The sequence below is a fragment of the Nocardioides pymetrozini genome (assembly GCF_046058985.1).
Lineage (GTDB): Bacteria > Actinomycetota > Actinomycetes > Propionibacteriales > Nocardioidaceae > Nocardioides.
On record NZ_CP175556.1, the window covers coordinates 486412 to 505446 of the forward strand.

Below are 19035 nucleotides of genomic sequence, written 5' to 3' on the forward strand. Positions count from 1 at the left end.
CACCCACGGGGACCCCCGCATGAGCGCACCTGGGGCCGACCTTGCACTGCCGATCGACGACACCGACCTCGCCGACCGCCTGCGGGCCCGCATGGCCAGGGTCGAGGAGGCGCTGTACGAGCACGCGTCCAGCCGGGCGCCGTACGTCACCGAGGCGGCGCGTCACCTGCTCGCCGCCGGCGGCAAGCGCTTCCGCCCCCTGCTGGTGCTCCTCGCGGCCGAGGCCGGTCCTCACCCCGACGCCGACGAGGTCCTCACGGCCGCCTGCGTCGTGGAGATCACCCACGTCGGCTCGCTCTACCACGACGACGTCATGGACGAGGCGGCGCTGCGCCGCGGCGAGGACTCCGCCAACGCGCGCTACGACAACCTCGTCGCGATCCTGACCGGCGACTGGCTGTTCGCGAAGTCCTCCGAGCTGACCGCCCAGCTCGGCCCGGAGGCCGTGCGGATCCAGGCGGAGACCTTCACCCGGCTCGTCGAGGGCCAGATCCTCGAGACGGTCAAGCCCGGGCCGGGCGAGGACCCGCTGGCGCACTATCTCGAGGTCGTGGCCGGCAAGACCGGCTCCCTCATCGCGACCTCCGCCCACTACGGCGCCCTGTTCGCCGGCGCCTCCCCGGAGGTCGTGGCCGCGCTGACGGCGTACGGCGAGCTGGTGGGCACAGCCTTCCAGCTCTCCGACGACATCCTCGACATCGCCTCCGAGAGCGCGGAGTCCGGCAAGACCCCCGGGACGGACCTCAAGGAGGGCGTCCCGACCCTCCCCGTGCTCATCGCCCGCGCCTCCACCGACCCGGCCGACGCGCGTCTGCTGGAGCTGCTGGACCCCGAGCGCACCGACCTGGCCGGCGATGCCGAGCTGCATGCCGAGGCGCTCGACCTGCTGCGCAAGCACCCCGCCATGGAGCAGGCGCAGGCCTATGTGGTCGCGCGGGCCCAGGAGGCCAAGGAGCTGCTGGCCGCGCTGCCCTCCGGCTCGGTCCGGACCGCGCTCGAGGCGTTCGCCGATGTCGTGGCGGTGCGGTCGGCCTGAGCTGGCGGGGCCTGGGCGGGGGGGTGGGTTCACCCTGGCCGGGGGCGGATTCACCACGGGATGTAGGTCGATCCGCACTTCTGTAGCGGAGCTCCACTACAGAAGCGCGGCTTCGGCTACATGCCGTGGTGAATCCGCCACCGCGTCGACACCGCCACCGCACCCCTGATCGGCGCCGACTGTCACGGCACTCACCGAATCCTCGCGCCGAGCCCTCGGGAAAGACGAGTGGGCGGGTTAACTTTGAGGACGTCCCGCGCGGCGGCGGCGTGCACCCCGCGGCCGCCGCGCGTGGCGTACGACGTACCGCGGCCGCCTCACACCGCGCACGCCTCCGCGGCGAGGGCGAGCTGGCGGCGATGGTGGCGCAGCGCCTCGATGGTGAGGATCACCAGCGCCAGCCAGACCAGGCCGAAGCCGATCCACCGGCCCAGCGGCATCCGCTCGCCGAGGACGGTGATGCCGAGAGCGAACTGGAGCACGGGCGCCAGGTACTGCAGCAGACCGAGGGTCGTCATCGAGACCCGGGTCGCCGCGCCCCCGAAGCACAGCAGCGGGACGGCGGTGACGACGCCGCTGGCGACGAGCAGGGCGACGTGCCCGGCGCCGTGGCCGGTGAGGTGGCCGTGGCCGGTACTGCCCAGCCACACCAGGTAGCCCACCGCGAACGGTGCGATCACGGCCGTCTCGAAGGTCAGGCTCTCGATCGCGCCGACCCCGGCAGACTTCTTCGCGAGGCCGTAGGTGCCGAAGGAGAAGGCGAGGACGAGCGCGATCACCGGCGGGCGCCCGTAGTCGACGGTCAGCACGACGACCGCGGCGAGGCCGATCCCCAGCGCGGTCCACTGGACGGGGCGCAGCCGCTCGCCGAGGATCAGCACGCCCATGAGCACTGTCACGAGCGGGTTGATGAAGTAGCCCAGCGAGGTCTCGACGACACGGTCGCTGTTGACGCCGTAGATGTAGGTGCCCCAGTTGACGGTGATCGTCGCCGCCGCCACGCCGAGCAGCAGCGCCGTACTACGCTCGCGCAGGATGGCGCGCAGGGCCGCGGTGCGGCGCAGGAGCAAGACCAGAACGCCCATCACCACCAGCGACCAGACCATCCGGTGGGCGAGGATCTCGACCGCGCCACTGGGCTCGAGCAGGGGCCAGTACAGGGGGAACGCCCCCCACATCAGGTAGGCGAGGAACCCGAGGGTGAATCCTCGGCGCTGGTCGGACACACTAGGGACCCTAGCGACGTGATCCCGGCTCGCCCGCCGAGGTGGTTTCAGGTCGTGGCCAGATGGGCACGGAGCACGTGTCCACCAACGATCCCGATCTCGAAGGGGAGTCCCTCATGCGATTCGCTCGCACCATCTCCGTGCTGGTGGCGGTCCTTACCGCCGCCCTGCTCGGTCTCACCGTCGCTCCGAGTGGCGCCACCGCCTCGACCGGTGTCGCGGCCGAGCGGTCCCTCGGCCCGCACCCGGTCACCTACTCGGGCGGCGAGATCCGCAACACCGGCCGGTTCAAGGTCTCCGGCAACGCCACCACCTACCAGGGCGGCAAGATCAAGCTGCAGCAGAAGCGTCGCGGCGGCAGCTGGAACAACTTCAAGAAGGACCGTGCCCGCGTCGGCGACGGCTACTTCAAGATCAAGTTCGACGGCCCCTGCTGGAGCAAGTACCGCCTGGTGCTGAAGGCCGCCAACGGCTACGACAAGACCAAGCTGTACGTCGGTCAGATCACCTGCCGCTGACCTCAGCGACAGCACGAACGAAGGGGCCCCGCCGTCGGCGGGGCCCCTTCGGTGCGTGTGGGCCCGCGGTGGTGCTGTAACTAACTGTTCTTGTCACTACCTGACCCGTAGACGGGTAGCCGAGTGACACGAACAGCTAGTTACAGCACCACCCCACGGCTCAGGCGATCGTCCAGGTGTCGCCCGCGTTGATCAGGGCGGTGAGCCGCTCCTCCGGGCTGCCCTGGGCGGCCGCCGCCTCGCTCGCCTCGGCGACCTGGGCGCGGGCCTGGTCGTCGTACGTCGGGCGCTCGACCTGGCGGAAGATGCCGATGGGGCTGCGGTTCAGGTAGCCGGCGTCGGTGAGCCGGGAGATCGCGAAGGCCGTCGAGGGGTCCGGGTTCTGCGCGTCGTGGACGATGATGTCCTCGATCGCGACGGACGCGGTGTCGACCACGTCCACGCCGCCGCCGGCTCCGCGCACCAGGGCCTTGTCACCGAGGCCCGTCGCCTCGTCGCGCACGCCGAAGGTGATCGGCTCGCCGTGGACGAGCGGGATCAGGGCGTGGGTGTTGTCGCGGTCCTTGATGGCGTCGAAGGCGCCGTCGTTGAAGATGGGGCAGTTCTGGTAGATCTCGACCAGGGAGGTGCCGCGGTGGGCGGCGGCTGCGGCGAGGACTGCGGTGAGGTGCTTGCGGTCGGAGTCGATGGTGCGGGCGACGAAGGTGGCTTCGGCGCCGAGGGCGAGGGAGACGGGGTTGAAGGGGTGGTCGAGGGAGCCGACGGGGGTGGACTTGGTGATCTTGCCGACTTCGCTGGTGGGGGAGTACTGGCCCTTGGTGAGTCCGTAGATGCGGTTGTTGAAGAGCAGGATCGTCATGTTGACGTTGCGGCGCAGGGCGTGGATGAGGTGGTTGCCGCCGATGGACAGGGCGTCGCCGTCGCCGGTGACGACCCAGACGGAGAGGTCTTGGCGGGCGGTGGCGATGCCGGTGGCGATGGAGGGTGCGCGTCCGTGGATGGAGTGCATGCCGTAGGTGTCGAGGTAGTAGGGGAAGCGGCTGGAGCAGCCGATGCCGGAGACGAAGACGATGTTCTCGCGGCGTAGTCCGAGGTCGGGGAGGAAGGACTGGACGGCCTTGAGGACGGCGTAGTCGCCGCAGCCGGGGCACCAGCGGACCTCCTGGTCGCTGGAGAACTCCTTCGCGGTCTGCGTCGCGCCCTCCTCCAGGCGGGGCACGAGCGCGGTGCCGAGCTGCGGCATGGGGAGGTCGGCGGTCGTGGTGGGGGTGCTCATGCGTGCGGAGCCTCCTCGTGGTCGGCAGGCGGGTTGAGTCCGTGCTCCCCGAGGTCGACATCGGTGCCCTCGGCGTCTCCGACGAGACGGCCGATGGCCTCGGCGAGCTCGGCCGCCTTCAGGGGCAGGCCGTAGACGTGGTTGTAGCCCTGCGCGTCGACGAGGTACTCGGCGCGCAGCATCTTCGAGAGCTGGCCGAGGTTCATCTCCGGGACGAGGACCTTGTCGTACCGCTTCAGGATCTCGCCGAGATCCTTCGGGAACGGGTTCAGGTGCCGCAGGTGGGCCTGCGCGACGTTGTAGCCGGCGCGCCGGACCCGGCGGCACGCGGCGCCGATCGGGCCGTACGTCGAGCCCCAGCCGATCACGAGGACCTTGGCCTGGCCCGACGGGTCGTCGACCTCCAGCGGCGGCAGGGAGTCGGCGATCCGCTGCACCTTCTCGGCGCGGATGCGGACCATCCGGTCGTGGTTGGCCGGGTCGTAGGAGATGTTGCCGTGGCCCTCGCCCTTCTCGAGGCCGCCGATGCGGTGCTCGAGGCCGGCTGTGCCGGGCACGGCCCACGGGCGGGCGAGGGTCTCCTCGTCGCGCAGGTAGGGCCAGAAGTCCTCGACCTGCTCGCCCTTGGCGTTGGTGGAGGTGTGGTTCGCTGCCGTGGCGAAGTCGGCATCGATCGTCGGCAGGTCGTCGATCGCCGGGATCGCCCACGGCTCGGACCCATTGGCGAGGTAGCCGTCGGAGAGCAGGAACACCGGGGTCCGGTAGGTGATCGCGATGCGGGCGGCCTCCACGGCCGCGGCGAAGCAGTCGCCGGGCGACTGCGGCGCGACGATCGGCACGGGAGCCTCGCCGTTGCGGCCGTACATCGCCTGCAGCAGGTCGGCCTGCTCGGTCTTGGTCGGCAGTCCCGTCGAGGGGCCGCCGCGCTGGACGTTGACGATCACCAGCGGCAGCTCGGTCATCACCGCGAGACCGATGGCCTCGGACTTCAGGGCGATGCCGGGACCCGAGGTCGTGGTGATCGCCAGCTGGCCGGCGAACGACGCGCCGATCGCGGCGCCGATGCCGGCGATCTCGTCCTCGGCCTGCAGCGTGGTCACTCCGAACGCCTTGTGCTTGCTGAGCTCGTGGAGGATGTCGGAGGCCGGGGTGATCGGGTACGAGCCGAGGAAGACGGGGAGCTGCGAGCGCACGCCCGCGGCGACCAGGCCGTAGGAGAGCGCCAGGTTGCCCGTGATGTTGCGGTAGGTGCCGACCTTCATCTTCGCCGGCTTGATCTCGTACTGGACGACGAAGGTCTCGGTGGTCTCGCCGTAGTTCCAACCGGCCTTGAAGGCGGCGATGTTGGCCCCGAGGATGTCGGCGACCTTGGCGAACTTCCTCTCCAGGAAGGCGATGGTCGGCTCGGTCGGGCGGCCGTACATCCACGACAGCAGGCCGAGCGCGAACATGTTCTTCGCGCGCGCGGCGTCCTTGCGGGACAGGCCGAACTCCTTGACCGCCTCGACCGTGATGCCGGTCAGGTCGACGGGCTGGACCTGGAAGCCGGCCAGGATGTCGTCGACCTCGCCCAGCTTGTCGAGCGGGTTGGAGGTGTAGCCGGCCTTGTCGAGGTTGCGCTTGGTGAAGTCGTGGGTGTCGACGATGATCGTCGCGCCGCGCGGCAGGTCGCCCAGGTTGGCCTTCAGCGCCGCAGGGTTCATCGCCACGAGGACGTCGGGCCGGTCGCCGGCCGTGAGGATGTCGTGGTCGGCGAAGTGGATCTGGAAGGACGAGACGCCCGGGATGGTGCCCTGGGGGGCGCGGATCTCGGCGGGGAAGTTCGGCAGCGTCACCAGGTCGTTGCCGAAGACGGCCGACTCCTGGGTGAACCGGTCACCGGTCAGCTGCATGCCATCGCCGGAGTCACCCGCGAACCGGATGATCACCCGGTCCAGCTGCTTGACCTGCTTGGTCTGGCTCACACCTGCTCCACTTCTCTCGACGTCGACGGCGACCGCGGACGCGACGACAGGCTTCGGTGAGCCGAGTCTAGAAGCAATCTAGAACACGTTCCACTTTTCGGTGAACACCTGTCGTGTTCGCGTCCGCCCGCCCGTCGGCACGGCTCGCGCCACTGCTCCCCACGATAGTCGGCCGCGGCGGCGCACCCCGCCCCGCGCCGCCTGATGGGCCGCTCGGCGGCCCGCCCGGCGCTGTGATGTCCGCCATGTCGTCTCGTCGATTTGTCTGAATCGAAGGCCACAATCTCGCTAATGTGTATTATTCCGATCTAGTTTGATGGAACCGGTCCCCGAGAGACCGGCCGAAGCAGCAAGGAATGGGTGCAATGAAGCGAGTCATCAAGGCTGCGGCCCTGGCGGTCACCGGCGCGTTGGCGCTCACGGCGTGCGCCAGCGCCGAGGGTGGCGACGGCAACGGCGACGGCGAGACGATCAACATCGTCGGGTTCGCCGTTCCCGAGGCCGGCAACAAGGCCGCCGCCGCGGAGTTCAACAAGACCGACGCCGGCAAGGACGTCACCTTCTCCGGCTCCTACGGCGCCTCCGGTGACCAGAGCCGCAAGGTCGCCGACACCAAGGGCAAGGACGTCGACTACGTCGTCTTCTCGCTCGAGCCGGACATGACCCGCCTGGTCGACGCCGGTCTCGTGGCTGACGACTGGAACGCGGGCCCGACGAAGGGCATCGTGTCGAACTCCGTCGCCGTGATCGCGACGGAGGCGGGCAACCCCCTGGGCATCGACGACTGGGACGACCTGACCCGCGACGACGTCAAGATCGTCACGCCCGACCCCGCCAGCTCGGGCTCCGCGAAGTGGAACATCCTCGCGCTCTACACCTACGCCAAGCAGAACGGCGCGACGGAGGAGCAGGCGGACGCCTTCCTGACCAAGGTGTTCAAGAACGTCACCACCTGGGCGGCCAGCGGGCGCGAGGCGACCGAGGCGTTCAAGAAGGGCGTCGGCAACGTGCTGCTCACCTACGAGAACGAGGCCATCTTGGCCAAGCAGAACGGCGAGGACCTCGACTACATCGTCCCCGACCACACCTTCCTGATCGAGAACCCGGGCGCGGTGCTCGAGGACGCCACCCCGGCCGCGCAGGACTGGCTCGACTTCATCCTCAGCGACGACGGGCAGGCCGCGTTCGTCTCCAAGGGATTCCGCCCGGTCACCGACCTCGACATCTCCGACATCGAGGTCGAGGGCGCCAACGACCCCGCCGACCCGTTCCCGACGCCCGCCTCGCTGAGCACCGCCGCCGACCTGGGTGGCTGGGACGCGATCAACAGCGAGTGGTTCGGCAAGGACGGCGTCAAGCTGCGCTTCGACAACCTGTACGCCGAAGCCACGAAGCAGTGACCGACACCCTCGTCGCACCCCCAGGGCCGGCTCCCACCGGGAGCCGGCCCTCGGGCACGGCCAAGGGCGGCGCGGGTCTGCTCCGGCTCACCCCCACCTCGAGTCTCGGGCTCGGGGTGGCGTTGGTGTGGTTCAGCGTCCTGGTGCTGCTCCCGCTCGCCGCCGTCGTCGGCGCCGCGGCCGAGGGCGGCCTCGACCGGTTCTGGGGCACCCTCACCGACGCGCAGACCTTCGCTGCGCTGCGGCTCACCGTCCTCGAGGCGCTCGCGGTCACCGCGGTGAACGCCGTCATCGGCACGATCGTGGCGTGGGTTCTGGTCCGCGACCAGTTCCCCGGCAAGCGGATCCTCGACGTCGTCATCGACATCCCGTTCGCGCTCCCGACCATCGTCGCGGGGCTCGTGCTGCTGAGCCTGTGGGGCCCGGAGAGCCCGGTCGGCATCAACATCGTCAACACCCAGCAGGGCATCTTCCTGGCGCTGCTGTTCGTGACGCTGCCGTTCGTGGTCCGCACCGTTCAGCCGGTCCTGATCGAGCTCGACGCCGACGTCGAGGAGGCCGCGGCCTCGCTCGGGGCCTCGCGGATGACGACCTTCCGCCGGGTGATCCTCCCGAGCCTGGTCCCGGCGATCGCCGCCGGTTCGTCGCTCGGCTTCGCCCGCGCGATCAGCGAGTTCGGGTCCCTCGTCCTCATCTCGGGCAACACGCCCTACGAGACCGAGGTCGCGTCCTTGAAGATCCTCAAGTTCCTCGAGGGCGACAACCAGGCGGGGGCCGCGGCCGTCGCGGTCCTGCTCCTCGCGGTCGCGATCGTGACGATCGTGCTCCTCGACGTCATCTCGCGAAGGGTGGCGCGCCGTGGCTGACACCCGACAGATCCGCGCACGCAAGGGCCCGGTCGCCTATGTCCTGCGGACGTTCGTGATCGCCTACCTGGCGGTCCTGGTGATCTGGCCGCTGTACGAGGTCGGCAAGCAGACCTTCTCCCCGGCCGGCCGGGACGCCGAGGGCGGCTTCGGTGCCTTCTGGGAGCGCCTCAGCGACCCGTCGGTGACCTACGCCTTCAACCTCACCCTCACGGTGGCCTTCTGGGCCGTGGTCATCAACACGCTGTTCGGCGTGGGGATCTCGCTGCTGCTCGTCCGCTACCGGTTCCCGGGCCGGCGCATCCTCTCGGTGCTCGTCGACCTGCCGATGTCGGTCTCGCCCGTCGTCGTCGGCCTCGCGCTCGTGCTGGCCTACAGCACCGGCAAGGGCTGGTTCGGCGAGGCGCTGGCGTCGGTGGGCTTCTACGTCATCGGCACCACGCCGGGCCTGATCATGGCCACCGCCTTCGTCAGCCTGCCGCTGGTGATCCGCGAGATCGTGCCGGTACTTCAGGAGATCGGCACCGACGCCGAGCTCGCCGCCAGCAGCCTGGGCGCCAGCGGGTGGCAGACCTTCCGGCGGATCACCCTGCCCAGCATCAAGTGGGCGGTCGTCTACGGCGTCGTGCTGAGCATGGCCCGCTCCCTCGGCGAGTTCGGGGCGGTCAAGATCGTCAGCCCTGGCGCCGAGTTCCGCGGGGAGACCGCGACCCTTCTCATCCAGAACCGCTACACCAACTACGAGGAGCCCACGGCGTACGCCGCCGCGTTCGTGCTCGTGCTGGCCTCCGTGCTCGCGCTCGTCGTGGTGTCCCTGATCCGCAAGGAGGATCACGCATGAACCACCCCACTCCGTTCTCCGCTCTCCCGCTTCGCTCCTGCGCGCACGACGGATCGGGGACCCCGCGATGAGCATCGAGGTGAGGGGTGTCGGCAAGCGCTACGGCGACTTCGTCGCACTCGACGACATCAACGTCTCCCTGCCCACCGGGCAGCTGACGGCGCTGCTGGGCCCCAGCGGCGGCGGCAAGTCCACCCTGCTGCGGATCATCGCCGGCCTCGAGTCGGCCGACAGCGGGACGGTCGAGATCGAGGGCACCGACGCGACTCGGCTTCCCCCGCAGAAGCGCAACGTGGGCTTCGTGTTCCAGCACTATGCGGTGTTCAAGCACATGACGGTCGCCAAGAACGTCGCCTTCGGGCTGGAGATCCGCAAGCGGCCCAAGGCCGAGGTCAAGGCCAAGGTCGCCGAGCTGCTCGAGCTCGTGCACCTCTCGCAGTTCGCGCACCGGCTTCCGTCCCAGCTCTCCGGCGGGCAGCGTCAGCGCCTCGCGCTCGCCCGTGCCCTCGCCGTCGAGCCGACCGTGCTGCTGCTCGACGAGCCGTTCGGAGCGCTGGACGCCAAGGTCCGCAAGGAGCTGCGCGACTGGCTGCGCCGGCTCCACGACGAGGTGCACGTGACGACGGTCTTCGTGACCCACGACCAGGAGGAGGCCCTCGAGGTGGCCGACGAGATCGTGGTGATCAACGAGGGACGTATCGAGCAGATCGGCAGTCCCGACGAGCTCTACGACGAGCCGGCGAACGACTTCGTGATGGGCTTCCTCGGCGCGGTGACCCGGCTCGGGCCGCTGCGGCTGCGACCCCACGACATCGAGGTCGCGGTCCAGCCCGGCGTCCCCGGCTCGAGCCCGGGTGTCGTCACCCGGGCGCTGCGCGTCGGCTTCGAGGTCCGCCTCACCGTCGACGTCGAGGGCCAGGAGGAGCCGGTGCTCGTCGTCCTCTCCCGCACCCACGCGCGGGCGCTGGACCTCGAGCTCGGCAGCCGGGTCTGGCTGAGCCCGACCATCGGCGCGACCTCGGTGCCCGTCTTCGGCGCGCGCCGACCCGAGGCGGCCGTCTCCTGAGACCCCGGGCCGGCGGCGGCGCGTAGCGGCCGCCGCCGGTCGGGCCATCTCCTAGTCTGGAGCGCGTGAGCTATCTGCGGGCGACACAGGTCTTGTGCTGGTTGCTCGGGATCGCGGTGCTGGTGTCGGTCGTCCACTACCTCGACAACTACGTCAACTACGACGACTACCCGGTGCCCGACCCCGACGCGGCCGTGCCCGCGCCGTCGGCGACGCTCGTGGCGGTCGGCTGGTTCGTGTTCACCGCGTTCGGGGCGCTCGGCCTGCTGCTCTGGCTGCGGCGCCACATCACGTCGGCGGCGGTCGCGCTGACGGCGTACTCGCTCTCGGGTCTGGTCGGCATCGCCCACTACACGGTGCCCGGCGCCGGTGAGATGGTCTGGTGGCGCCAGGCGCACGTGCTCACCGACATCGTCTGCGGCGCGGCGGTCTTCGGGTTCGCGCTGTGGGCGGCGAAGAACTCCGACGACCTCATCCCGCCGGCGGCGAAGACGCCGCGCGGGCCTCGGCAGCCCTCTTGAGCCCCTCGGCGTGGCGCCGGAAGCCGTCCGCCACCCGGGAGGGTCCGGCCAACCGCACCAGCGGGCCGCGGAACTCCTCCACGGTCTCGTACGACGTGGGGCCACCGGGTCGCTGCGTCAGCCGCTGGTGGCGGACCCCCTTGACCAGGCCGAGCCGCGACGGCAGCCCTTCGTAGACGTAGGACATCACTGCGGTCGTCGTACCGCTCCGCGGGTCGGTGGCGGGCCCGTCCAGGGCGGTGATCCGTTCGGGCGAGCGGGCGCGCCGGCCGTTGGCCCACACGACGTGGAGCACGATCGGGTTGCCCACGGCGGGCGGCTGCGCGGTCTCGGCGCGCTCGACGAAGGGATTCCACTCGCCGTAGCCGTCGGTGTCGGTCATGATCTCCCACACGACGTCGAGCGGTGCGTGGATGTCGATCCGGGCGGTGGGGTTCACGGGCCCATCATGGCCGAGCACCCCGGCCCGCGATGATGGGTTCGTGAGCACAGGTTCGGTCGGCACGGTCGGCATCGTCGGGGGTGGCATCGTGGGCCTGGCCGTCGGCCGCGAGCTGGTCCGTCGCCGGCCGGGCCTCACCGTCGTCGTGCTGGAGCGGGAGCGGCGGCTCGCCGCGCATCAGACCGGCCACAACTCCGGGGTCGTGCACGCGGGGATCTACTACCGGCCCGGCAGCCTCAAGGCACGGCTGTGCGCGCGCGGGCGCGACCTGATGCGCGAGTACTGCGCCGAGCATGCGATCGCGTACGACGAGTGCGGCAAGCTGGTCGTCGCCGTGGACGCGTCCGAGCTGCCGCGGTTCGAGGCGCTCGCGCGCACCGCCGCGGAGAACCGGGTCCCGGGCCTGCGCCGCCTCGACCCGGGCGCGCTGCGGGAGGTGGAGCCGCACGCGGCGGGTCTGGCCGCGCTGCACTCGCCGCGCACCGCGATCACCGACTTCGTCGCCGTCGCCCACGCGCTCGCCGGCGAGATCGTCGAGGCCGGGGGAGCGGTCCACCTCGGGGCGGAGGTGACCGGCGTGGCGCGGGTCCGCGGTGGGCTCGACGTACGCACGCCCGACACGTCGTACCGGGTGGACCACCTGGTGGTGTGCGCCGGGCTGCAGTCCGACCGGGTGGGACGGCTGGTGGGCGGACCCGCGACACCGCGCATCGTGCCCTTCCGAGGCGAGTACATGGCCGTCGGCGCCGCCAAGCAGGATCTCGTACGCGGCATGGTCTATCCCGTCCCTGACCCGGCCTATCCCTTCCTCGGGGTGCACTTCACGCGGCGGGTCGACGGCGGGCTGGAGGTCGGTCCCAACGCCTTCCTCGCCCTCAGCCGCGACGACTACGGACGGGCCTCGGTGCGCTGGCGCGACCTCACGGACACCCTGGGCTACGCCGGCTTCTGGCGCTTCGCCGGGAGGAACTGGCGTACGGGCCTCGGCGAGCTGCACGGCGTGCTCTCTCGGGCGGCGTACATGCGCGCGGCCCAGCGGTACGTGCCCGCCATCGGCGTCGACGACGTCACCCGCGCCCGGCTCGGCCTGCGCGCCCAGGCCGTCGAGCCGGACGGCTCCCTGGTCGACGACTTCGTGATCCACCGCAGCGACGCCGTCACCGCGGTCCGCAACGCGCCCTCGCCCGCGGCGACCTCCAGCCTCGCGATCGCCGAGCACGTCGTCGACAGGGTTCTTGACCGGCGCTGAGGTTTGGTGACCGTTCTTCGAGGGCAGGGCCCCGGGGTGCGCCGAGTCTCCGGTCGCACACCCCCCATGCCTGTCCCAGGAGGAGAAGTGGGCACCTACCCCCAGCGAACGATGGCCGGACGGATCCGGCGAACCCTGACCCTGGCCGTGGCCGGCGCGACCGGCCTCGGCCTGGCCGTGCTCGGCCCGGTCGCGCCCGGCGAGGCCGTCACGCCAGGACAGCAGTACCAGCCGGTGCGCCAGTTCGTGGTCGACGGCGACAACGACGTCGCGGTGAACCCGGCGACGGGAGACGTGTACGTCGCGGAGTCCGTCTTCAACCGCGTCAAGCGCTACAGCTCGTCAGGGGCCCTCCTCGGCAGCGTGGATGTCGGCGAGGCGGACGGGATCGACGTCGGGCCTCAGGGCCACGTCTACCTCGCCGACTACGACGGCGTCACGGTCTTCACCCCGGATCTGGCGAACCGGGCCTACTTCCCCCACGAGATCGTCGGCCTGACCGACGTCGCGGTGACGCCGAGCGGAGAGGTGTACGCCACCGACGTGGTCGGCAGCCGCGTGTTCCACTACACGCCGACCGGTGAGGTGATCCGCTCGTGGGGCAGCCCGGGGAGCGCGGACGGACAGCTCAGCAGTCCGCAGACCATCGCCGTGGCGCCCAACGGTGACGTCTACGTGGGCGAGCGCTGGAACAACCGCGTCTCGCGGTTCAGCGGCACCGGCACCTTCCTGGGCAAGTGGGGCCAGCTCGGCACCGGCCCGGGCAGCTTCCACTGGCCGCGCGGCCTCTCCGTCGACGCTCAGGGCAACGTGTACGTCGCGGACTACGCCGACGGCGCCGCCCAGGGCGGACGGGTGCAGGTCTTCACCGGCACCGGCGGCTACCTGACGAGCATCGGCGCCTTCAACGCGGCTCCGTTCGGGAGCTACGGCCCGCGGGGTGTCGACGTCGACGCCAGCGGCCGGGTGCACGTGATCAGCCGGGTGGCCTCGCTCGGCAACGCCGTGACCACCTTCGCTCCCTTCGCCCCGGGACCGGTGGGCACGGGCAAGGCGAGCGTCGTCAAGCCCAGCGGGGCGGTCAAGCTGCAGGGCCGCAAGCTCCGGATCGCCGTCAAGTGCGCCAAGGGCACCACGTGCACCGGCACGCTGACGGTGCTGGTCAAGGGCAAGGCGGTCACGAAGCCGAAGGCCTACTCGATCAAGCCGGGCAAGACCAAGGTCGTGACGGCCAAGGCGACCGGCCCGGGCCGCAAGGTGCTGCGCAAGAAGGCGGTCACCAAGGCCGTCGTGACGGTCTACGGCGGCCAGCGGAAGATCAAGATTCGCCGCTAGTCCCACGACGAGCGGCGCGGGTCAGCAGGCCAGCGCGGGCGTAGAGCAGCTCGCGAGCTCGGCGAGGGCGTCGTCGATCTGATGAGGATCGGCGTCGCCGTCGAGCACGCCGCCGTCCGTGTCGGGCACCGCATCGGCCAGGTAGCGGTCGGGGCGGGGACGGCGGCCAGCGCGATCAGCGGTAGTTGGTGAACTGCACCGCGAAGTCGTAGTCCTGCGCCTTCACCAGGGCCTGCACGGCCTGGAGGTCGTCGCGCTTCTTGGAGGAGATGCGGAGCTCGTCGCCCTGGATCTGCGCCTTGACGCCCTTGGGTCCCTCGTCGCGGATCAGCTTCGAGACCTTCTTGGCGTCCTCGGAGCTGATGCCCTCCTTGAGGGTGATGCCGATCTTCGACACCTGGCCGGACTGGCGCGGCTCGGAGGCGTCGAGGATCTTCAGCGACTGGTTGCGCTTGATCAGCTTGTCCTGGAAGACGCTGAGCACGGCGCTGGCGCGGTCGTCGGCGGACGCGGTGATCTCGATCGCGTGCTCACCCTTCCACTCGATCGTCGCGCCCGTGCCCTTGAAGTCGAAGCGGGTCGCGATCTCGCGGGCGGTCTGCCCGAGAGCGTTGTCGACCTCCTGGCGGTCGATCTTGCTGACGATGTCGAAGGAGGAGTCGGCCATGTGGGGTCACCTGCGCTGTTTTCGGTCCGGCGGGGCTGCTGCGCTATTGTTTCGCGTCGTCGCCGCCGCGCCAACTCAGGGCTCCCTCCGGAGCCTCGAAGGCACGCGGAGACAGCCCGGCAGGTTGCCCGAGCGGCCAAAGGGAGCTGACTGTAAATCAGCCGGCATTGCCTACAGTGGTTCGAATCCACTACCTGCCACGGCACCATGAGAACGGCCCGTGACCAGCGGAGACGCAGGTCGCGGGCCGTTCTCACGTGCCGGTCACCAGCGTCGGGAAAGGCCGCGGTCCCGTGGCGATTGCGCATGGATGCCAGGGCGGATCCCTGCGCACGGGACCGGGCCAGCCCTCGCCAGAGCTACGCCGTGCGATGCTGCCCGAGTGACGCGAGAGGACGACCGGAGATGACCGACGCCGACCGCCGCGCGATCCACGACACGGTGCTGCGCTACTGCCGCGCCGTCGACCGGCTGGACTACGACGCCATCCGTGCCGTGTACGCCGACGACGGGGTCGACCACCACACCGGGTTCAGCGGACCCGCGGACGAGTACGTCGGGTGGCTGCGCGGGCTGCTGCCGCGCCTGGACGGCACGATGCACATCGTCGGCAACCATCTCGCCGAGGTCGTCGGCGACGAAGCGGTCGCGGAGACCTACGGCACGGCCGTGCACTGGGGCACGCCGTCGACCGACGAGCGGCTCAACTTCACCTCCGGCTTCCGCTACGTCGACCACTTCGTCCGTACGCCGGCCGGGTGGCGGATCCGGGAGCGCTTCGCGGTGCGGGAGTGGACCCGGAGCGACGCGGGCCGGCTGCTCAGCCCGGAGGGTGCCGGACCCCGCGGGCGCCGCGACGACGGCGACCCGCTCGTCGTCCTGCGTCGCGCGGTGCTGGGCGACGCCGGCCTCTGACGAGCCGGCCGCGACGAGCCGGCCGCGACGAGCCGGCCGCGACGAGCCGGCCGCGACGAGCCGACCTCGACGAGCCGGCCGCGACGAGCCGGCCTCGACGAGAAAGGGCGTGCCTCCGAGGTCACCCGCGTGGTCTGCTGGCCCCCATGCCCCGTGATCTCGTTCATCCCGCCAAGGCCCGACCCGGCGACAAGATCGCCGTGCTCTCTCCGTCCTTCGCCGCGCCGGGGTTCGCGCCCGCGGTGCACGAGCAGGCGATGAGCCGCCTGGCGGAGCTGACCGGGATGGTGCCCGTCGAGTACCCCACGACCCGTCGGCTGGGTGCCACCGCCGAGGACCGGGCCGCCGACGTGAACGCTGCGCTGGCCGACCCCGAGGTGCGCGCGATCGTGGCCAGTGTGGGCGGCGAGGACCAGATCACCGTCATCCCGCACCTCGACGCGGACGCGGCGCTGCGCGACCCGAAGCCGTTCCTGGGCACGAGCGACAACACCAACCTCCACCAGTGGCTGTGGTCGCTGGGCCTCGCCAGCTTCTACGGTGGGTCCACCCAGGTGCACATCGGCGCGGGTCCTGCGGTCGACCCGGTGCACGCGGCGTCCCTGCGCGCCGCCCTGCTCGAGGGCGGCCGGATCGAGGTGACCGAACCGGGTGAGTCCGAGGACGTGGGGAGGGACTGGAACGACCCGCGCGCGCTGACGGAGTACGGCGAGCGCGAGCCCACCGAGCCGTGGGTCTGGGCGGGCCCGGCGCGGTCGGTCACCGGCCGCACCTGGGGCGGCTGCGTCGAGGCGCTGCAGTGGGTGCTGGCCGCGGGCCGCTTCCGGGAGCCGCCGGAGGCGCTGGCGGGAGGCGTGCTCCTGCTGGAGACGTCCGAGGAGCTGCTGCCGGCGCGAGAGGTCGGCTGGATCGTCCGGATCCTCGGGGAGCGCGGCCTGCTGGCCGCGGCCGACGCCGTCCTCCTGGCCCGGCCGCCGGTCTCGGACTTCGAGCGGCGACCGGAGCCGGCGGAGCGCGCCCGGCTGCGGGCCGAGCAGCGTGACGTCGTCCTCGAGCAGGTGGGCCGCTACAACCCTGACGCCGTGGTGTGCGTCGGCATCCCGTTCGGCCACACCCGCCCGCAGTGGATCCTGCCCCACGGCGGCCTCATGACGGTCGACGGCGCCGCGCGCCGGGTGTGGGCCGACTACGACTGAGCCGGCCCGCCGGCGAACGCGATGACCTCGCCGACCACGGCCACCCGCACCCGGTCCCCGGGTTGGGGCACGGAGCCGGCGGGCGTGCGGGCGGTGACGACCTCCCCGGAGCCCAGGCGCACCCGGATCGTGGCGTCGTGGCCGAAGAAGCTGACGTCGAGCACGTCACCCGTGACACCTCCGTCCGCGAGCTCCGCGGCGCGGACCTGCAGCTGCTCGGAGCGTACGGCGATCCGGGCCGGCCCGGGCACGCCCGCCGAGCCGGGGCGCACCTCCAGCTCGCCGAGCGCGCAGTGGGCGCGGCTCGCGGAGGTGACCTCGCCGGCCAGCAGCGAGGCGTGGCCGATGAACGACGCGACCCGCGGGTCGGCGGGCGCCAGGTAGACCTCCGCCGGCGGCGCGACCTGGAGGAACTGGCCGCCCGACATGACCGCCACCTGGTCGGCCAGCGAGAGCGCCTCGCCCTGGTCATGGGTCACGAGCACCGCGGCGGCCTCCGCCGCGCGCAGGGCGCGGACGACTGCTCGCCCGGTCTCCTCGCGCAGCCCGGCGTCGAGCGACGAGAACGGCTCGTCCAGCAGCACCAGCGCCGGCCGCGGGGCGAGCGCCCGGGCCAGCGCGACGCGCTGCTGCTGGCCGCCGGACAGCTCGTGGGGATAGCGCTCGGCGAGCCCGGCGTCGATCTCGACCAGCTCGAGCGCCGCCGCGACCGCGGCGGCGGCATCGCGGCGCTCGGCACGCGGGAGGCCGAAGGCGACATTGCGGGCGACGCTCAGGTGGGGGAAGAGCGCGCCCTCCTGCGGGACGTAGCCGATCCCGCGGCTGCGCGCGGGCACGCTGCGGGGGCCGCCGACGACCCGGGTCCCGGCGACGTCGATGGTGCCGGCGGTGGGCTCCACGAATCCGGCGACCGCGCGCAGGAGGGTCGTCTTGCCGCAGCCCGACGAGCCCAGGATCGCGGTGACGCCCGCGGCGACCCGGAGGTCGACGCCCTGCAGCACGGTCGTGCGGCCGTAGCCCGCGGCCAGGTCGCGGATCTCGAGTGCGGTCATCGGTTGCTCCTCGACTCCCGGATGCTGAGCCGGGCCAGCAGCCAGGTGGACGGGACGGACAGGACGATCAGCGCGAGCGCGTACGGCGCCGCGGCGCCGTACGCGATGGAGGAGCCGTAGGACCAGAACTTCGTGGCCAGGGTCTCCGTGCCCAGCGGGGCGAGCAGCAGGGTCGCGGTGAGCTCGGTGGAGATGGCGAGCGCGACGAGTGCGGCGCCCGACGCCAGCCCCGGTACGACGAGCGGCAGCGTCACCCGCCGCGCGACCTCGGCTCCGGTGCAGCCGAGGCTGCGTGCGACGTCCTCGAGCCCGGGCGGCACCAGCTCGAAGGTCCCGCGCACGGCGACCACCGCGCGCGGGAGGAACAGGATGAGATAGCCCGCGATGAGCAGGGCCATGGTCTGGTACAGGTCCGGGATCGCCCGGATCGACACGGTCACCAGGGCCAGCGCGATCACGATGCCCGGCATCGCGCTCGCGGTGTAGACGCTGCGCTCGATCGCCGTGGTGAGCAGCCCGCGATGGCGCACCGCCAGCCACACCACGGGGATCGCCGCGGCCGTCGTGACCACACCCCCGAGGACGGCCAGCAGCAGCGTGTGGCCCAGGGCGCCGCCCAGCTCGCCGACCTCCAGGCCGGTCGAGGTGCCGCGCACCAGCCACCGGACCAGGCTGGCGAGCGGGACCCCGAGCGCCCACGCGGCCAGCCCGGCCAGGCCCGCGACCACGAGCGGGCGGCGCCGGCCGAGCCGGATCCGCCGCGACTCCCGGCTGGTGCCGGCGCCCACCCGCGAGCGGGGGCGGCGTCCGCGCACCAGGAGCTCGATGCCCAGCAGGAGCAGGCAGAAGGCCACCAGCACCAGCGCCAGCAAGGTGGCCTCGGGGCCGTTGAAGACCGTGGCGTACTGCTGCAGGATCGCGGTGGTCAGGGTCGGGTAGTTCAGCAGCTGCAGGGCGCCGTACTCGGCCAGCAGGTGCAGGCCCACCAGCAGCGCGCCGCCCAGCACCGCCGGGCTGATCGCCGGCAGGGTGACGCGCAGGAAGACCTGCCAGGGCCCCTTGCCCAGCGCGGTCGCGACCTCCTCGACCGCGGGGTCGAGCCGGCGCAGCGCCGCCACCGTCGGCAGGTAGACGAGCGGGTAGTAGGACAGGGTCACGACCATCACCGCGCCCGGGAACGACTGCACGGCGTGGGTGGTCGAGACCCAGCCGAAGCCGTTGACGAACGCGGGTACGGCGAGCGGCGCGCACAGCAGGCCGTGCCACCAGCCGCGTCCCGGGACGTCGGTCCGCTCGACCACCCAGGCGCCCGCCACGCCGACCACCGCACTGGTCGCCACACCGGCGACCAGCAGCCGGGTGGTGTTCCAGAGCAGCTCGCCGATCCGAGGTCGCCACAGGAAGTCGACGGCCTCCTCCCGGCCGAGCTCGGCCGTGGTCACCAGGACGTACGCCAGTGGCACCA

The 19035-nt window shown here is 71.6% G+C and carries 18 protein-coding genes and 1 tRNA gene; 12 read left to right on the forward strand and 7 right to left on the reverse strand.

What is annotated here, in order from left to right; translation table 11 throughout:
- The first annotated feature begins 19 nt into the window (after positions 1-19).
- Positions 20-1036 (forward strand): polyprenyl synthetase family protein, encoded by a 1017-nt coding sequence (locus tag ACJ5H2_RS02360; RefSeq protein ID WP_408897960.1) that lies wholly within the window; start codon positions 20-22, stop codon positions 1034-1036.
- 317 nt (positions 1037-1353) lie between these two features.
- Here the strand turns inward: ACJ5H2_RS02360 and rarD are convergent, their stop codons facing one another.
- Positions 1354-2262 carry an EamA family transporter RarD gene (rarD, locus tag ACJ5H2_RS02365; protein WP_408897961.1) on the reverse strand — a complete coding sequence of 303 codons (909 nt, stop codon included), beginning with the start codon at positions 2260-2262 and terminating at the stop codon, positions 1354-1356.
- Positions 2263-2378: 116 nt separating this feature from the next.
- On the opposite strand from rarD, the gene ACJ5H2_RS02370 reads away from it, so the two are divergent.
- Positions 2379-2780 carry a hypothetical protein gene (locus ACJ5H2_RS02370; RefSeq protein WP_408897962.1) on the forward strand — a complete coding sequence of 134 codons (402 nt, stop codon included), beginning with the start codon at positions 2379-2381 and terminating at the stop codon, positions 2778-2780.
- A gap of 160 nt (positions 2781-2940) precedes the next feature.
- Here the strand turns inward: ACJ5H2_RS02370 and ACJ5H2_RS02375 are convergent, their stop codons facing one another.
- Positions 2941-4056, reverse strand: a complete 1116-nt coding sequence (locus tag ACJ5H2_RS02375) for a 2-oxoacid:ferredoxin oxidoreductase subunit beta (RefSeq protein ID WP_408897963.1) — start codon at positions 4054-4056, stop codon at positions 2941-2943.
- A complete protein-coding gene (locus tag ACJ5H2_RS02380) occupies positions 4053-6020 on the reverse strand; it encodes a 2-oxoacid:acceptor oxidoreductase subunit alpha (RefSeq protein WP_408897964.1) in 1968 nt (655 codons plus the stop codon). Before ACJ5H2_RS02380 ends, ACJ5H2_RS02375 begins: the two co-directional genes overlap by 4 nt.
- 365 nt (positions 6021-6385) lie before the next feature.
- Here ACJ5H2_RS02380 and ACJ5H2_RS02385 point away from each other — a divergent pair, with 365 nt between their 5' ends.
- The 5 genes from ACJ5H2_RS02385 to ACJ5H2_RS02405 all read left to right on the forward strand — a co-directional run bounded on the left by ACJ5H2_RS02385 (position 6386) and on the right by ACJ5H2_RS02405 (position 10714).
- The gene (locus tag ACJ5H2_RS02385; RefSeq protein ID WP_408897965.1) at positions 6386-7420 is read left to right on the forward strand and encodes an extracellular solute-binding protein; all 1035 of its coding nucleotides are present in this window, start codon (positions 6386-6388) and stop codon (positions 7418-7420) included.
- Positions 7417-8286, forward strand: coding sequence for a sulfate ABC transporter permease subunit CysT (gene cysT / locus ACJ5H2_RS02390; RefSeq protein WP_408897966.1), 870 nt, complete (start codon positions 7417-7419; stop codon positions 8284-8286). Before ACJ5H2_RS02385 ends, cysT begins: the two co-directional genes overlap by 4 nt.
- Entirely contained in the window at positions 8279-9127 is an 849-nt protein-coding gene (locus ACJ5H2_RS02395) for a sulfate ABC transporter permease (protein ID WP_408897967.1), read from the forward strand. Before cysT ends, ACJ5H2_RS02395 begins: the two co-directional genes overlap by 8 nt.
- A gap of 67 nt (positions 9128-9194) precedes the next feature.
- Positions 9195-10193: a sulfate/molybdate ABC transporter ATP-binding protein gene (locus ACJ5H2_RS02400; RefSeq protein ID WP_408897968.1), complete on the forward strand. Its 999-nt coding sequence runs from the start codon at positions 9195-9197 to the stop codon at positions 10191-10193.
- Between the two features lie 65 nt (positions 10194-10258).
- Positions 10259-10714, forward strand: coding sequence for a hypothetical protein (locus ACJ5H2_RS02405; RefSeq protein WP_408897969.1), 456 nt, complete (start codon positions 10259-10261; stop codon positions 10712-10714).
- Here ACJ5H2_RS02405 and ACJ5H2_RS02410 read toward each other — a convergent pair.
- Positions 10665-11153, reverse strand: a complete 489-nt coding sequence (locus ACJ5H2_RS02410; protein WP_408897970.1) for an SRPBCC domain-containing protein — start codon at positions 11151-11153, stop codon at positions 10665-10667. The genes ACJ5H2_RS02405 and ACJ5H2_RS02410 overlap by 50 nt on opposite strands.
- A 43-nt stretch (positions 11154-11196) precedes the next feature.
- Between ACJ5H2_RS02410 and lhgO the strand changes: the two genes are divergently transcribed.
- Together lhgO and ACJ5H2_RS02420 are read left to right on the forward strand one after the other, a co-directional pair.
- On the forward strand, positions 11197-12405 hold the full coding sequence (gene lhgO, locus ACJ5H2_RS02415; protein WP_408897971.1) for an L-2-hydroxyglutarate oxidase: 1209 nt from the start codon (positions 11197-11199) through the stop codon (positions 12403-12405).
- An 87-nt stretch (positions 12406-12492) separates the two neighbouring features.
- The gene (locus ACJ5H2_RS02420; RefSeq protein WP_408897972.1) at positions 12493-13740 is read left to right on the forward strand and encodes an NHL repeat-containing protein; all 1248 of its coding nucleotides are present in this window, start codon (positions 12493-12495) and stop codon (positions 13738-13740) included.
- A 175-nt stretch (positions 13741-13915) separates the two neighbouring features.
- On the opposite strand, the gene ACJ5H2_RS02425 is transcribed toward ACJ5H2_RS02420, so the two are convergent.
- Positions 13916-14407 carry a YajQ family cyclic di-GMP-binding protein gene (locus ACJ5H2_RS02425; RefSeq protein WP_408897973.1) on the reverse strand — a complete coding sequence of 164 codons (492 nt, stop codon included), beginning with the start codon at positions 14405-14407 and terminating at the stop codon, positions 13916-13918.
- 118 nt (positions 14408-14525) lie between these two features.
- Between ACJ5H2_RS02425 and ACJ5H2_RS02430 the strand changes: the two genes are divergently transcribed.
- The 3 genes from ACJ5H2_RS02430 (at position 14526) to ACJ5H2_RS02440 (ending at position 16518) form a co-directional block, all read left to right on the forward strand.
- A tRNA-Tyr gene (locus tag ACJ5H2_RS02430) sits at positions 14526-14607 on the forward strand.
- Positions 14608-14812: 205 nt separating this feature from the next.
- Entirely contained in the window at positions 14813-15322 is a 510-nt protein-coding gene (locus ACJ5H2_RS02435; protein WP_408897974.1) for a nuclear transport factor 2 family protein, read from the forward strand.
- A gap of 146 nt (positions 15323-15468) precedes the next feature.
- Complete coding sequence (locus tag ACJ5H2_RS02440) at positions 15469-16518, forward strand: LD-carboxypeptidase (protein WP_408897975.1); 1050 nt, start codon at positions 15469-15471, stop codon at positions 16516-16518.
- Here the strand turns inward: ACJ5H2_RS02440 and ACJ5H2_RS02445 are convergent.
- Both ACJ5H2_RS02445 and ACJ5H2_RS02450 read right to left on the reverse strand, forming a co-directional pair.
- The gene (locus tag ACJ5H2_RS02445) at positions 16509-17570 is read right to left on the reverse strand and encodes an ABC transporter ATP-binding protein (RefSeq protein WP_408897976.1); all 1062 of its coding nucleotides are present in this window, start codon (positions 17568-17570) and stop codon (positions 16509-16511) included. The genes ACJ5H2_RS02440 and ACJ5H2_RS02445 overlap by 10 nt on opposite strands.
- Positions 17567-19033 (reverse strand): ABC transporter permease, encoded by a 1467-nt coding sequence (locus tag ACJ5H2_RS02450; protein ID WP_408897977.1) that lies wholly within the window; start codon positions 19031-19033, stop codon positions 17567-17569. Before ACJ5H2_RS02450 ends, ACJ5H2_RS02445 begins: the two co-directional genes overlap by 4 nt.
- Positions 19034-19035: the final 2 nt, after the last annotated feature.

Excerpts from the sequence above, each read along its gene's own strand:
- ACJ5H2_RS02435 (WP_408897974.1), top strand. The coding sequence starts at position 14,813 with ATGACCGACGCCGACCGCCGCGCGATCCACGACACGGTGCTGCGCTAC.
- ACJ5H2_RS02375 (WP_408897963.1), bottom strand. The coding sequence starts at position 4,056 with ATGAGCACCCCCACCACGACCGCCGACCTCCCCATGCCGCAGCTCGGC.
- ACJ5H2_RS02370 (WP_408897962.1), top strand. The coding sequence starts at position 2,379 with ATGCGATTCGCTCGCACCATCTCCGTGCTGGTGGCGGTCCTTACCGCC.
- ACJ5H2_RS02440 (WP_408897975.1), top strand. The coding sequence starts at position 15,469 with ATGCCCCGTGATCTCGTTCATCCCGCCAAGGCCCGACCCGGCGACAAG.
- ACJ5H2_RS02385 (WP_408897965.1), top strand. The coding sequence starts at position 6,386 with ATGAAGCGAGTCATCAAGGCTGCGGCCCTGGCGGTCACCGGCGCGTTG.
- ACJ5H2_RS02425 (WP_408897973.1), bottom strand. The coding sequence starts at position 14,407 with ATGGCCGACTCCTCCTTCGACATCGTCAGCAAGATCGACCGCCAGGAG.
- ACJ5H2_RS02400 (WP_408897968.1), top strand. The coding sequence starts at position 9,195 with ATGAGCATCGAGGTGAGGGGTGTCGGCAAGCGCTACGGCGACTTCGTC.
- ACJ5H2_RS02360 (WP_408897960.1), top strand. The coding sequence starts at position 20 with ATGAGCGCACCTGGGGCCGACCTTGCACTGCCGATCGACGACACCGAC.
- ACJ5H2_RS02445 (WP_408897976.1), bottom strand. The coding sequence starts at position 17,570 with ATGACCGCACTCGAGATCCGCGACCTGGCCGCGGGCTACGGCCGCACG.